The sequence below is a fragment of the Actinokineospora pegani genome, assembly GCF_009745975.1.
GTDB lineage: Bacteria > Actinomycetota > Actinomycetes > Mycobacteriales > Pseudonocardiaceae > Actinokineospora > Actinokineospora pegani.
Window position 1 is genome coordinate 17,147 of record NZ_WHOL01000060.1, and the last position, 13,268, is coordinate 30,414.

The window sequence follows — 13,268 nt, forward strand, 5'->3', positions numbered from 1 at the left end:
ACCGACAGCGGCCCGGCAATGGAAAAGGGCCGACCGGCCACCCCCTGCCAGGGGTTCACCCGATCGGCCCAGCCCCGGGGGTGGGTGCGTCCCGATATGCGGGACGCCACCCCCCGGCTCAGACGAGTAGCCGCTGCAGGTGCCCGGCCTGCGCCTGGTCGAGCCGGGCGTCGGCGGTGAGGATGGCGTGCTGCAGCTCGCGGACGCGGCGCGACGGGCTGACGCCGAGCTCCTCGGACAGCTTGGCGCGCAGCCCCTGGTAGGCGTCGAGGGCCTGCCACTGCCGCCCGGAGCGGAACAGCGCCAGCATGTGCTGGGCGCACAGGTTCTCGTTCATCGGGTACCGGGCCGTCAGCGCCGCCAGCTCGCTGAGCAGCAGGCTGTGCCGCCCGCAGCGCATCTCGGCGTCGATGCGGGCCTCGACGACCGACAGCCTGCTCTCCTCCAGCCTGGTCAGCTCGATGGCCAGCGACTCCCCCGTCGGCACGTCGACCAGGGCCGGACCGCGCCAGGCCTCGAGCGCCGAGCGCAGCAGCCTGGCCGCGGACTCCGCGTCGCCCGCCTCCGCCGCCCGGCGCCCGGAGCGGGCCAGCCGCTCGTAGTCGTGCACGTCGACGGCCTCGGCGGGCAGGTCGAGCAGGTAGCCGCCGTACCGGGTGGCCAGGACCCCGGCCGCGCCGGGGCCGATGAGCTTGCGCAACTGCTTGATGTAGGTCTGCAGGGTGGTGCGCGCGCTCGGTGGCCGACGCTCCCCCCACAGCTCCTCCACCAGCGCGGCGACCGGCACCACCTCGCCGACGCGCAGCGCGAGCAGGGCGAACACCTGCCGGGGCTTGGCCGCGGTGGGCAGCACGGACCGGCCCGCCCTGGTGGCCTCGAGCAGGCCGAGGACCCGGACCCGCAGCGCGGGGCCCCCGTCGTCCTGACCTGTGGTGACGGTGGTCGTGGCGGTGGTGGCGGTGGTGGTGTGCGCGACCGCGGTCATGGTCTGACCCTCCCCTGCGCTGGTGTTGCGGTGGACGGGTGCAAGTCCACCGCAGGAGGGGCGACCGACCCCAGTGCCACTACCACCAATCGCGCGTGAAGTCACCCCGCATCCAGGTGTGAGAAGTTCATGTCCATTCACGTTAGCGCGTAACTACCGGCTTTTTCCCCGCCCATTAAGAATTCAGCTCAACGAATTCCGGAGCGGCACGAAGCCAAAGGGGCGCGAACATGAACACCATGGCCACCACCTCCGACATCCACTTCGACATCCACTTCAACGACGACTTCGCCATCTACGAGCTCGACCAGGCCCGCGGCGCGTTCGACCTCGCCTTCACCTGCCTGTGCGTCATCGACGGCGCGTTCACCGCGCCGAGCACCCCGGCCGTCTGAGCCGGGGGCCGGGCGATGCGAGGGCAGGACAGGATCGGGTTCCGCCGCCACCTGCGGCCCGAGATCGTCGAGGGCGAGGCGGTGTACCTGTTCGCCGAGAACGGGGTCACCGCGCTGCGCGGCCGGGCCATCGAGCTGCTGGCCGCCCGGCTCGACGGCACCAGGCGGGTGCCCGAGCTGCTGCGGGACCTGCCCGCCGGGGTGAGCGCCGAGCAGGTCGACCGGATGCTGGACCGGTTGGGCGCCGCGGGGCTGATCGGCCCCCGGCCCGACCCCGACCCCGGGCAGGACGCCGCCGCGCTGGCCTACTGGGACGCCGCCGGGCTCGACCCGGCGGCCGCCGCGGCCGCCGCGCTGGCCGCCGAGGTGACCGTGCTGCGGGTCGGCTCCGCCGACGCCGAGGGCCTGGCGGGCGCGCTGCGCCGGGCCGGGCTGGCCACGACCGCGACCGCCGGGCCCACCGACCCGCTGTCCCCCCGCTCGACGCTGTCCGTCGTGGTCTGCGACGACTACCTGCGCCCGGAGCTGCGGGGGGTCGACCTGGCCCACCGGGCGGCGGGGCGGCCCTGGCTGCTGGTCAAGCCGACCGGCGCCCAGGTGTGGGTCGGGCCCGTGTTCACCCCCGGCGACGGCGCGTGCTGGCGCTGCCTGGCCACCCGGCTGGCGGCCAACCGGCCCACCGAGGCGCACGTGCAGAACCGCAGCGGCCGCACCGGGCCCGCGGCCCGCCCGGACATCGGCCTCGCGCCCGTGTCGGGGGCGGCCGTCGAGGTCGCCGCGGCGGAGGCGGCCAAGTGGCTGGCCGGACACCGCCACCCCGGCCAGCGCGAGGTCTGGGTGCACGACAGCCTGACCATGCGCGCCACCCACCACCAGGTGCGCGCCCTGCCGCAGTGCCCGTCGTGCGGCGACGAGGACCTGGTGCGCGCCCGGGCGCTGCTGCCGGTGCGGCTGGCCCCCCGGCCCAAGCGGTCGAGGGCGGGCGGCGGGCACCGGTCCCGCAGCCCGGAGGAGGTCCTGGAGCTGCACCGGCACCTGGTCAGCCCGATCACCGGGGTGGTCACCGACATCCGCCGCGACGGCCGGGGGCACCCGCTGTTCCAGTCCTTCCGCTCCGGCACCAACATCGCCGCGGGCGACGGGTTCGACGCGCTGCGCTCGACGCTGCGCGACGACAACGGCGGCAAGGGCGCCACCGCGCTGGAGGCGGAGGTCGGCGCGCTCTGCGAGGCCGTCGAGCGGCACAGCGGCGCCTTCCACGGTGACGAGGCCGTCGTGGTGGCCAGTTACGCCGAGCTCGGTGAGCGCGCCGTGCACCCGGACGCGGTGCAGCTGTTCGACAAGCGCCAGTTCGCCGACCGGGACCGCGCCAACGCCGCGCACTCGGTGCTGCAGTGGGTGCCGGAGCGCTTCGACGAGGAGGCGGAGCTGCCCTGGACCCCGGTCTGGTCGCTGACCAGGGGTGAGCACCGGCTGCTGCCCACGGCGTCGCTGTACTACGGCGGGCCGGGTCCGGCGTCGGTGACCGCGAACTCCAACGGGTGCGCCGCGGGGTGCAGCGTGGAGGACGCCGTGCTGCAGGGGCTGCTGGAGCTCGTGGAGCGCGACGCGGTGGCGCTGTGGTGGTACAACCGCACCCGCGCGCCCGGCGTCGACCTCGGCTCGCTGGGCGACCCGTTCGTCGACGAGGTGCGCCGGGCCTACGCCGAGCTGGGCCGCGAGGTCTGGGTGCTGGACCTGACCGCGGACCTGGACGTGCCGGTGTTCGCCGCGCTGACCCGGCGGGTGCGCGGGCCGCGGGAGGAGGTGCTGCTCGGCTTCGGGGCGCACCTGGACCCCCGGTGCGCGCTGCGCCGGGCGCTGACCGAGCTGAACCAGATGATGCCCGCGGTCAGCGACCTGCGCGAGCATGTCCTCGCCGCGATGGACCCGGACCTGCGCGGGTGGCTCACCGGCCCGGGGACCCGGGCGAACCCGCACCTGCTGCCGGACCCGTCGGCGCCGGTCAGGGGGATCGGCGACTACGCCGACCAGACCGCCGCCGACCTGCTCAGCGACGTGGAGACCATCCAGCACCGCCTGGAGGCGCTGGGCATGGAGGTGCTCGTGCTCGACCAGACGCGGCCGGACACCGGGCTGCCCGTCGTCCGCGTGGTCGTGCCCGGGTTGCGCCCGTTCTGGTCCAGACTGGCTCCAGGCAGGCTCTACGACGTCCCGGTATCCCTGGGGCGGGTCGACCGGCCCACCGCGTACGACGACATGAACCCGATCCCGGTGTTCCTCTGACCCGACAGGGCCGCCGGACGCGATCCGCGCTGAAGCTGAGAGTTGTGCCGTGACACCACCTTTCCCCTCCGGGCGACCGCTGTTCTCGCTGCGGGAGGACGCGCTCGTGCGCGCGGACCGGGACCGGCTGACCGTGCGCAGCCGGTGGGGCCCGGTCCACGTGGCCGACGACAGCCCGCTGGTGCGCGAGGCGCTGCACCGGATGAGCCTGGGCCCGGTCTCGCTGGAGCACATCCCGGTGTTGTCCGCCGAGCTGGACCGGTGGCGCGCCGACGGGTCCTGCGGGCCGCAGTGGTCCCGACTGAAAAGGACACTCGACCAACTGGGCGGGTGTGTTATTCCCTCACTGGGACTGCACAACGGCGCCGGGCCGATCCTGTCGCTGGTCGCCGTCACCGCCGACGCGTGGTTCGACTGGCCGGACATCGCCGACACCGAGGCGGTCCACCTCGCGCGCGGCGCGGCCATCACCGACCCCGGCGGGGGTCTCGTCCTGGGCGCCCCCGGCGCCCGCTACGCCGTGCACCTGCACCGCCCACCCGCGACGGGGATAGCGAAACTGCTGGGGGCGGGCGAGAACACGGTCGTGGGGCTGGCCGAGCGGTTGCGCGTGGACCGCGCGGTGGTCGCCGACGTGGTGGCGTACCTGGCGAGCGCGGACCTGGTGCTGCGCGGCCGCGACCGCGCCGCGGACCACGGGTAAGCCGCTGTGCCGCGCGGCAGATCTCGCCACCGGGCCGACACCAGCACCGGGTCCGACTAGCATCGGCACCCGCACCACCGGCGGCGAGTGCCGCTCCGCACCCCAGCGCACGGGAGAACTCTGTGGCGGGAAGCCCCGGGACGACACCGGACACGGACAGCCGCGCTCGGGCGAGCAGGCTCGCCCCGACCCTGGCTCTGCTCATCACCACGGTCGTGTTCACCGGCTTCAGCGTCAACGCCTTCCAGCGAGTCGTGCAGCAGGACCCCTCGCTCACGCACGTCCTGCCCGCCGCCGCCGCGCTGGTGGCGGTGCTGGCGCTGCAAGTCGGCTTCTTCAGCAACCCGCGCCGGGAGCGCGCGCTGCACACCCCCACCGGCTACGCCGCGCTGGCGCTGCAAGCGGTGCTCTCGGGCGTGCCGCTGCTCTACTACGGCGACGCCTGGGGCGGCATCCCGGCCATGTTCGCCGGGTCGGCGCTGGTGGTGCTGCGCGGCCCGGCGGGGTGGGTGGTCCTGGGCCTGACCGCGGTGGCAAACGGGGTGAACGGCTACCTCACCACCGCCGACCCGGTGGTGGAGGCGGCGTACTACGCCGCGGCCGTCGTCGTCAGCGCGCTCGTGGTCTACGCCATGGTGCAGCTCCGCTCGCTCGTGGGCCAGCTCAACGGGGCGCGGGAGGAGCTGGCGACGCTGGCCGTGGCCCGCGAGCGGCTGCGCTTCGCCAGGGACCTGCACGACCTGCTCGGGTTCTCGCTGTCGGCCATCACGCTCAAGTCCGAGCTGGCGCACCGCCTGCTGGTCTCGGCGCCACGGCGCGCGGTGGCGGAACTGCGGGAGATCCTGGGGATCGCGCGCCAGGCGCTCGTGGACGTGCGCGCCGTGGCGTCGTCGTACCGGGCGCTGTCGCTGGAGGACGAGCTGGAGTCCGCGCGGTCGGTGCTGGGCGCGGCCGAGGTCGCGGTCGTGGTGGAGCACGGCGGGCCGGGGCAGGCGGGCGCGCTCGCCGGGCTCTCCCAGCCCGCGCGCACCGTGCTGGCGACCGTGCTGCGCGAGGGCGTGACGAACCTGCTGCGGCACAGCAAGGCGGAGAACTGCCACATCCGCTTCACCCGTTCGGGCGACAACGTGGTGCTCGAGGTGGTCAACGACGGTGTGCGCCCGCCGCAGGACGCCGACCACCGGCCCGGCAACGGGATCGACAACCTCACCACCCGGGTGCGGGCGCTGGGCGGGGCGCTGGACGCGGCCCCCGCCGACGAGGACACCTTCCGGTTGCGCGTCACCGTCCCGGCCGCGCGGGAGCCGCTCGTCGGCGGTGAGGCCGACGCCCCCGACGACACCGACGCCCTCGACAACCCCGACGACCCGGCCCCGCGCTCCTCGGCGCTGCGGCCGGGCAAGGGCGCCGCGGTGGGCACCGCCGTGTTCGTCGGCTACGCCTTCACCTCCTCGTCGTTCGTGTTCAACATGAGCGACGGCGCGCCCGTGTGGGAGAAGGTGCTGGCCGTGCTGTGCGTGCTGGCGTCGCTGGGGATCGCGCTCGGCTTCTTCGCCAGGCCCGCGGCGCGGGTGCGGTCGACTCGCGGGCGGGTGCTGCTCGGCGTGCTCGCCGCGCTGCTGCTCGCGCCGATCCTGGTGCTGGGGTCGGCGTTCCCGGTCGCGCCCGGGTTCCTGGCGGGCAGCCTGCTGCTGGCGCTGCCCGCGCGGGCGGGCGTCCCGCTGTTCCTGACCGTGGTGGCCGGGATCGTCACCGCGCACGTGCTGCTCACCGGCAACCCCATCATGATCACCTATGGGCTGCTGGTGACGGTGAACCAGGGGCTGGTGGTCTTCGGCCTGACCTGGCTGCGGTCGCTGGCCGAGGAGCTGCAGGCGGCGCGCTCGGAACTGGCCGACATGGCCGTCACCCGCGAGCGGCTGCGCTTCGCCAGGGACCTGCACGACCTGCTCGGGTTCTCGCTGTCGGCGGTCACGCTCAAGTCCGAGCTGACCCTGCGGCTGGTCGAGCGCGACCCGGAGCGCGCCCAGCAGGAGCTGGCGGGCATCGTCGACATCTCCCGCCAGGCGCTCGCCGACGTCCGCTCGGTCGCCTCCGCCTACCGCGAGCTGGCGGTCGAGGAGGAGGTCGCCGCCGCCCGGGCGCTGATGACCGCGGCCAACATCGACGTCACCGTCCGGATGCAGGACCTCGAGCTGGCGCCCGCCGCCCGCACCACCCTCGCCACCGTCCTGCGCGAGGGCGTCACCAACCTCCTGCGGCACAGCGACGCCACCCACTGCGAGATCACCCTGACCCGCGAGGGCGACCGGGCCGTCCTGCAGATCACCAACGACGGCCTGGGCCCCGACGGCGGTCCCACCCTGCTCGGCGGCAGCCGGGGCGGCGACGGCATCCCCAACCTCAGCGCCCGGGTGGCCGAGCTCCACGGCGCCCTGGACGTCCGCGTCGTCGAGGACCGCTACCGCCTGCGCGCCGAGGTCCCCCTGCGCTGAGCGGGCCGCCCGGCGGGCGGGTCAGCGTCCATACCGGACACGACCGCCGGAACCGCCCTCCCCCAGGGGGATGGCGGCGCGGAGGTGGTAGTGGTCGGCGCCGACGCGGCCCGCGGTGAGGACGCCGTCGAGGGCGTGGACCCGCTCGCAGAGGTTGCGGACGCCGCTGCCGCCGTCGAGGGGGGCGTCGTGGGCGCCGTCGTTGAGGATGTCCATGGTGACCGCCCCGGCGTCGCGGCGGACGCGGATCTCGCAGAAGCGGGCGGCGCTGTGCCGCAGGACGTTGGTGACGCCCTCGCGCAGCACCACCGCCAGCACCGTCCCGGCGGGCTCGGGCACGGACCCGCCGTCCAGCTCGACCCGCACCGCGACACCCGCCGAGGCCAGCAGGGACCGGGCGGAGCGGATGCTGTCGTGCACCGACAGCAGCCGGTAGCCCATCGCCACCGACCGCACGTCCGAGAGCGTGCGGTCGGCGATCGTCAGCACCTCGCCGACGGCCTCCTTGGCCGCGCCCGGGTTCGCGGGCAGCAGCCGGTGCGCCAGCTCGGACTTGAGCTTGATCGCGAAGATCCCGGAGCCGAGCAGGTCGTGCAGGTCGCGCGAGACCCGCAGGCGCTCCTCGGAGACCGCGCCCGCCTGCGCCACCGGACCCGACCACCTGGCCCGGCCGCGCGGCAGCGCCCACACCACCAGCCCGGTCGAGGCCGTCGTCGCCGCGCTCAGCGCCGCCGTGGTCACCCCCGCCCCGGTGAGCAGCGGCGCCGCGGCGGACAGCGCGCAGAGCGCCGCGAACGCCACCCAGCGCGCCGGGCCGCGCAGCAGCAGCAGCGCGCTGCCGCCCGCGAGCCCGACGGCGGCGATCCACGGGTGGCCGAACAACAGCACCGGGACCGCCACGAACGCCACCTGCCCGACCAGTGCGGCGTAATGCCGAAATCCGGGATGAACCGTTTCACCGCGGTGCACGAACAACACCTGGGCCGACAACAACAACACGATGTCGAGCACAACCACCGCCGAATGGCGGAAATCGCGATCGAGGGTGAGCACGTGCGTGATCTCGATGGCGGCCATCGCGCACAGAACGGTCGCCGCCGAGGCCGGGCGGCGTCGCGGTCGAGTCCCGGTTGGCATTGCCTGACCCCCACACGCCGTGCTGCCCGGATCTTACAAGGGTGCGGGGCCGCCGTGATCCCGCGTGCGAGGTAAATATTCTCCGACGTGAATGACATTCCGTCACCGCCTCGGAATTCAGTGGACCTCTCGCGGTTTCCCGGGTTCATTCGTGAAAACCTCACGTCCGCCGCGGTAGGGGTTCACCGGTGATCCGTGTGGTCGTCCGTGGCGCGGGGCGCCGCCGGTGCAGTGGACTGGGGGCATCGAGGAACCGGGCGGCGACGACCCGGGCGCCGCTGCCGCAGGTGGGGAGAGTCCACATGGAGATCAAGGTGCTGGGACCGCTGGAGGCCACGCTCGCCGGGGCGTCGATCACGCCGACGGCGAGCAAGCCCAGACAGCTGCTGGCCCTGCTCGGCCTGCAGGCGGGCAACGTCGTGACCGTCCCGGCGCTGATCGAGGAGCTGTGGGGCAGCGCCCCGCCGCGCTCGGCGCTGACCACCCTGCAGACCTACGTGCTACAGATCCGCCGCCGCGTCGAGGCGGCGTCGGCGCACCCGGCGGCCAAGGACGTGCTGGTCACCCGCTACGGCGGCTACCTGCTCGCGGTCGACCGCGACGGTGTCGACGCCACCGCGTTCGACCGGGCCGCCAGGGCGGGCCAGGAGGCGCTCGAGGCCGGGCGCCTCGAGCAGGCCTCGGCGCTGTTCACCTCCGCGCTGCGGGTCTGGCGCGGCCCGGTGCTGGCCGACGTCAAGGTCGGCCCCCGGCTGGGCATGGAGGTCGCCAGGCTGCGCGAGGGCAGGCTGGGCGTGCAGGAGGCGCGCATCGACGTGGAGCTGCGGCTGGGCCGCCACCAGGCGCTGCTCGGGGAGCTGTCGGTGCTGACCGCCCAGCACCCGATGCACGAGAACTTCCGCGCCCAGCACATGCTCGCGCTCTACCGCTCCGGCCGCCGCTGGCGCGCGCTGGAGGAGTACCGCTCGCTGCACGACAAGCTGATCGAGGAGCTGGGCCTGGGCCCGTCGGAGCGGCTGCGCGGGTTGCAGCGGGCGATCCTGAGCGCCGACTCGGTCCTCGACGTGGCCGACCGGGACGCGCCGGGCAGGGGTGCGCGACCACAGCTCGCGTCATGAGCGCGTTCTCGACGCCCGTCCGGGCGGGAGCGCGCGGGCGCGGTCGCGCGGCACTATGGTGTGCCGCACCAGGTGGCGGGAGGCGTCGGGGATGATCAGGGTCTTGCTCGCGGAGGACATGCACATGGTCCGGGGCGCGCTGGTCGCACTGCTCGACCTGGAGCCCGACATCGAGATCGTCGCCGAGGTCGAGTCCGGCGACCAGATCGTGACGATGGCCAGGGCGCACACCCCGGACGTCGCGGTGATCGACATCGACCTGCCGGTCCTCGACGGCCTCACCGCCGCCGCCACGATCCGGACCACCCTGCCCGGCGTGCGCACCCTGATGCTCACGTCCCTGGCCCGGCCGGGCACCCTGCGCCGCGCGCTGGCCGCGGGCGTGGACGGGTTCATCCTCAAAGACGCCCCGCCCGCCAAGCTCGCCGCCGCCATCCGCGACGTCTCCCAGGGCAAGCGCGTCGTGGACTCGCAGTTGGCGCTGGCCGCCTGGGACCGCGGCGAGTGCCCGCTGACCGAGCGCGAGCTCGAGGTGCTGCGGCTGGCCGCGGTCGGCACGGACGCCCCGGACATCGCCAAGGCCCTGATGCTGTCCTCGGGCACCGTCCGCAACTACCTGACGACCATCGTGGGCAAGCTCGACGCCCGCAACCGCGTGGACGCGATCCGCATCGCCGCCGACGCGGGCTGGATCTGACCGGTCCGCCCCGGCGGGTCAGAGCCAGCCGGAGGTGCGGGCGATGCGGACCGCGTCGACCCGGTTGCGCGCCTCGAGCTTCATCGAGACCGTCGTCAGGTAGTTGCGGACCGTGCCGACCGACAGGAACAGGGTGCGGGCGATCTCGCCCGCGTCGGCGCCGTCGGCGGCCAGCCGCAGCACCTCCAGCTCGCGCGGGGTCAGCGGGCACTCGTCGCCGTCCCAGGCGGCCAGCGCCAACTGCGAGTCGATGACCCGGCGGCCGACCGAGACGCCGCGGATGGCGTCGCACAGCTCGTTGATCGGGGCGTCCTTGAGGATGAACCCGTTGACCTTGGCGCTCAGCGCCCGGCGCAGGGTGCCGGGGCGGCCGAGGCTGGTGAGCATCAGCGTGCGGGTGGCGGGCGCGGTCTCGTGGATCAGCGCCGCCGCGGACAGGCCGTCCATCCCCGGCAGGTCGATGTCGAGCACGGCGACGTCGGGCTGGCTCTTGGTGACGGCGGGGATGATGTCGTCGCCGCTGGCGACCGAGGCGACCACCTGCATGTCGGGTTCGAGGTCGAGCAGTGCGACGAGGGCGCCCCGCAGCATTCGCAGGTCCTCGGCGAGCAATACCTTGATCATGGTTCCCCCTCGGGGCGGCACCGTGCGCGAGAAGTCTTCCACTCCGCGTTCACCCCGGTCCACGCGTTCGCGGCGATTGCGCCGAACGCGCCGCGACCTGGGTCGAAATGCCCTGCCGAACGCGGCGTGGAGAGCGCGTGCCGCCGTGTCCGGGATCGGCACAGGTGGGCACACCGGTCCGCGGATTCCCCCGACATCCGCCGGACAAGGGTAGACGGGTGGTCCGCGCGGTGCCAACGCGGACCACCCGCCCGGGTCACCAGCGGCCGGCGACCAGTTCGCCGAGCACCTCGGCCAGCACGTCGCGCCCGTTGCGCGACAGCACCGAGGCGAGGTGGCACTGCACCGAGGCGAACCCCGGCCCGCGCAGCGCGTGCACCTCGTCCTCGGCGCCGCCGGTGCTCTCGCCGAAGACCTCGACCACCCCGCCGCGTGCCGGGCAGTCGAGCCGGTCCGCGGCGGAGCGGGCCGAGAAGGTGTTGTAGAAGCCGACCAGCTCGGTGCGCCCGAACAGGCCGACCTTGCGCTGCACGCCCTGGTTGGGCTCGGCGCGGCGGCGCACCGGCAGGCCGAGCATCGTGGAGAGCACCTGGTGGCCCAGGCACACCGCGAAGAACGGGGTGTCCGAGGCCAGCAGCCTGGCCACCACCGCGCGCAGCACGGCGATCTTGGGGTGGGCCACCTCGCGCGGGTCGCCGGGGCCGGGGCCGACGATGACCAGGTCCCAGCCCGCGTCGAGGTCGTAGTCGCCGTCGAAGCGGGTGACCGTGACGCTCGGGCCCAGCGAGCCGATCAGGCCGCGGGCCATGTGGGTGAAGGTGTCCTCGGCGTCGATGACCAGGATGCGCTTGCCCAGCAGCCCCGGGTCGTGGCGCGCCCGGGCGGCGGGCTCGGCGAACCAGAAGTCGGCCACCGGCACGTTGCGCTCGGCCAGCGCCCTGGCCACCGCCGGGTGCCCGGTGACGTCCGGGATCTCGGCCACGGCGGGCAGCGACTCCCCCGCCAGCGCGGCGAGCAGACCCGCGGCCTTGGCCCTGGTCTCCTGCGCCTCGGCCGCCGGGTCGGAGTCGCGGACCAGGGTGGCGCCGACGCCGAGGGTCATCCGCCCGGCCGCCGACACCTCGGCGGTGCGGATCATGATGGCCGAGTCGAGCCGCTGCCCGCCGCGGGCGTCGCGGCCGAACAGCGCCACCACCCCGGCGTAGTGGCCCCGGCCGTGCGGCTCGTGCTTGGCCACCACCCGGCAGGCGCTCTCCAGCGGCCCGCCGGTGACGGTCGGCGCGAACAGCGTGCCGCGCAGCACCTCCCGCGCCTCCAGCGACGAGCGGCCCTCGATCAGGTACTCGGTGTGGGCGACCCTGGCCATCTGCTTGAGGTACGGGCCGTGGGCGCGGGCGCCGAGGTCGCACACCCTGCCCATCATCTTGAGCTCCTCGTCGAGGACCATGTACAGCTCGTTGGCCTCCTTGGTGTCGGCGAGGAAGGCCAGCACGCCGTCGAGGTCGGGGCCGTGCTCGGGGTAGCGGTGGGTGCCGCTGATCGGGTTCATCACCACGGTCCCGGCGTCCAGGCTGACGTGGCGCTCCGGGGAGGCGCCGATGAACGCGCGGTCCCCGGTCCAGACCAGGTAGGTCCAGTACGAGCCGGGGTCGCGGCCGAGCAGCCTGCCGAAGAAGGCCAGCGCGGTCTCGCGCGACCAGTCGCCGATCTCGGCGGTGAAGGCCCGCTTGATGACGAAGTTCGCCCCGGTCCCCCGCCCGATCTCCTCGACCAGCACCTGGCGGACGACCTCGGCGTAGGCGTCGTCGTCGAGGTCGAACGCCCCGCCCGCCAGCGCGATGGGCAGGTCGGGCAGGGCCGCGGCCACCTGCGCGAGCGGCAGCGCCGCCTGGTCGGTGACCGTCATGGTGATCAGCGGCGCGCCGTCGTCGCGGCAGGCGAAGCCGCGCTCGCGCACCTGCCGGTAGGGCAGCAGCGCCAGCACCTCGTGCCGGTCCCGGCCGCCCGCGGCGGGCAGCGGGATGTCGGCGACCAGGTCGACCTCGCCCACCTGCCCGAGCAGCAGGTCGACGGTCTCGGCGCCGCCCGCGCCGGGGCGGTGCAGCAGCGCGAAGGCGGGGGCGTCGCCGCCCAGGATCGTGTCCAACCAGGTGGCGCCCACGGTCTACTCCCCTCCGGTCAGCGCCGCCAGGGCGGCCCGGGTCGAGATGGTGACCGAGCAGCGCGACGACGCGTAGGTCAGCGCCATCCGGTGGTGCTCGGCGGTGAAGTCGGCGACCGCGTCGGCGACCACGAACGTCTGGATGTCGTTGCTGAAGCCCTCGTGCGCGGTCATCAGGATGCCGACGTGGGCGTAGACGCCGCAGATGACCAACTGGTCGCGGCCCTCCGCGCGCATCCGCGCCAGCAGGTCGGTGCGGGCGAACGCGCTGGGCCGCCACTTGGTCAGCACCAGGTCGCCCTCGGCGGGGGCCAGGCTGGGCAGGATCTCCCGGTGCTCGGGCTCGGCGCTCATGCCGGGGCCCCAGAAGTCCATCAGCAGCCCCCGGTCCTGGGCGGACATGCCGCCGGGCTGGGCGGTGTAGGCCACCTGGGCGCCGTGCTCGGTGAACGCCGCGCGCAGCAGGGAGACGTTGGCGACCAGGTCGGTCATCGGCTCCTCGGTGTGCCGGAACGGGCTGAGGAAGAAGTTCTGCATGTCGTGCACCAGCAGCACCGCGCGCGCCGGGTCGATGGTCCAGCGCGCGATGTTCTCCGGCAGCTCGTGCTCAGCGGGCATCGGGTAGGACTCGATCACTGGGATCGCCATGGTCTCTCCTGTTCGGGGT

At 74.3% G+C, this 13,268-nt stretch carries 11 protein-coding genes; 6 read left to right on the forward strand and 5 right to left on the reverse strand.

Features of this window, described 5'->3' with window-relative positions; translation table 11 throughout:
- Positions 1–118: 118 nt before the first annotated feature.
- Positions 119–985, reverse strand: a complete 867-nt coding sequence (locus GCL84_RS06395) for an AfsR/SARP family transcriptional regulator (protein ID WP_197523054.1) — start codon at positions 983–985, stop codon at positions 119–121.
- Positions 986–1,215: 230 nt separating this feature from the next.
- On the opposite strand from GCL84_RS06395, the gene GCL84_RS06400 reads away from it, so the two are divergent.
- The 4 genes from GCL84_RS06400 (at position 1,216) to GCL84_RS06415 (ending at position 6,864) form a co-directional block, all read left to right on the forward strand.
- The gene (locus GCL84_RS06400) at positions 1,216–1,380 is read left to right on the forward strand and encodes a hypothetical protein (protein WP_156754430.1); all 165 of its coding nucleotides are present in this window, start codon (positions 1,216–1,218) and stop codon (positions 1,378–1,380) included.
- A 15-nt stretch (positions 1,381–1,395) separates the two neighbouring features.
- Entirely contained in the window at positions 1,396–3,666 is a 2,271-nt protein-coding gene (locus GCL84_RS06405; protein ID WP_156754431.1) for a TOMM precursor leader peptide-binding protein, read from the forward strand.
- Positions 3,667–3,715: 49 nt separating this feature from the next.
- Positions 3,716–4,369: a hypothetical protein gene (locus GCL84_RS06410; RefSeq protein ID WP_156754432.1), complete on the forward strand. Its 654-nt coding sequence runs from the start codon at positions 3,716–3,718 to the stop codon at positions 4,367–4,369.
- Between the two features lie 122 nt (positions 4,370–4,491).
- Positions 4,492–6,864, forward strand: a complete 2,373-nt coding sequence (locus tag GCL84_RS06415; protein ID WP_156754433.1) for a sensor histidine kinase — start codon at positions 4,492–4,494, stop codon at positions 6,862–6,864.
- Between the two features lie 21 nt (positions 6,865–6,885).
- Here GCL84_RS06415 and GCL84_RS06420 read toward each other — a convergent pair whose 3' ends face one another.
- Complete coding sequence (locus GCL84_RS06420) at positions 6,886–7,941, reverse strand: sensor histidine kinase (protein WP_197523055.1); 1,056 nt, start codon at positions 7,939–7,941, stop codon at positions 6,886–6,888.
- A 362-nt stretch (positions 7,942–8,303) separates the two neighbouring features.
- Between GCL84_RS06420 and GCL84_RS06425 the strand changes: the two genes are divergently transcribed.
- Both GCL84_RS06425 and GCL84_RS06430 read left to right on the forward strand, forming a co-directional pair.
- A complete protein-coding gene (locus tag GCL84_RS06425; RefSeq protein WP_156754435.1) occupies positions 8,304–9,119 on the forward strand; it encodes an AfsR/SARP family transcriptional regulator in 816 nt (271 codons plus the stop codon).
- 91 nt (positions 9,120–9,210) lie between these two features.
- Complete coding sequence (locus GCL84_RS06430; protein ID WP_156754436.1) at positions 9,211–9,816, forward strand: response regulator transcription factor; 606 nt, start codon at positions 9,211–9,213, stop codon at positions 9,814–9,816.
- 18 nt (positions 9,817–9,834) lie between these two features.
- Here the strand turns inward: GCL84_RS06430 and GCL84_RS06435 are convergent, their stop codons facing one another.
- From GCL84_RS06435 to GCL84_RS06445, 3 genes are all read right to left on the reverse strand, one after another.
- Positions 9,835–10,440 (reverse strand): response regulator transcription factor, encoded by a 606-nt coding sequence (locus GCL84_RS06435; protein ID WP_156754437.1) that lies wholly within the window; start codon positions 10,438–10,440, stop codon positions 9,835–9,837.
- Positions 10,441–10,696: 256 nt separating this feature from the next.
- A complete protein-coding gene (locus GCL84_RS06440; protein ID WP_156754438.1) occupies positions 10,697–12,601 on the reverse strand; it encodes an anthranilate synthase family protein in 1,905 nt (634 codons plus the stop codon).
- Positions 12,602–12,604: 3 nt separating this feature from the next.
- Positions 12,605–13,249, reverse strand: coding sequence for an isochorismatase family protein (locus GCL84_RS06445; RefSeq protein ID WP_156754439.1), 645 nt, complete (start codon positions 13,247–13,249; stop codon positions 12,605–12,607).
- Positions 13,250–13,268: the final 19 nt, after the last annotated feature.

Bases quoted from the DNA above. Each gene is read 5' to 3' on its own strand.
- GCL84_RS06395 (WP_197523054.1), bottom strand. From the start codon at position 985: ATGACCGCGGTCGCGCACACCACCACCGCCACCACCGCCACGACCACC.
- GCL84_RS06430 (WP_156754436.1), top strand. From the start codon at position 9,211: ATGATCAGGGTCTTGCTCGCGGAGGACATGCACATGGTCCGGGGCGCG.
- GCL84_RS06425 (WP_156754435.1), top strand. From the start codon at position 8,304: ATGGAGATCAAGGTGCTGGGACCGCTGGAGGCCACGCTCGCCGGGGCG.
- GCL84_RS06420 (WP_197523055.1), bottom strand. From the start codon at position 7,941: ATGGCCGCCATCGAGATCACGCACGTGCTCACCCTCGATCGCGATTTC.
- GCL84_RS06405 (WP_156754431.1), top strand. From the start codon at position 1,396: ATGCGAGGGCAGGACAGGATCGGGTTCCGCCGCCACCTGCGGCCCGAG.
- GCL84_RS06445 (WP_156754439.1), bottom strand. From the start codon at position 13,249: ATGGCGATCCCAGTGATCGAGTCCTACCCGATGCCCGCTGAGCACGAG.
- GCL84_RS06400 (WP_156754430.1), top strand. From the start codon at position 1,216: ATGAACACCATGGCCACCACCTCCGACATCCACTTCGACATCCACTTC.
- GCL84_RS06435 (WP_156754437.1), bottom strand. From the start codon at position 10,440: ATGATCAAGGTATTGCTCGCCGAGGACCTGCGAATGCTGCGGGGCGCC.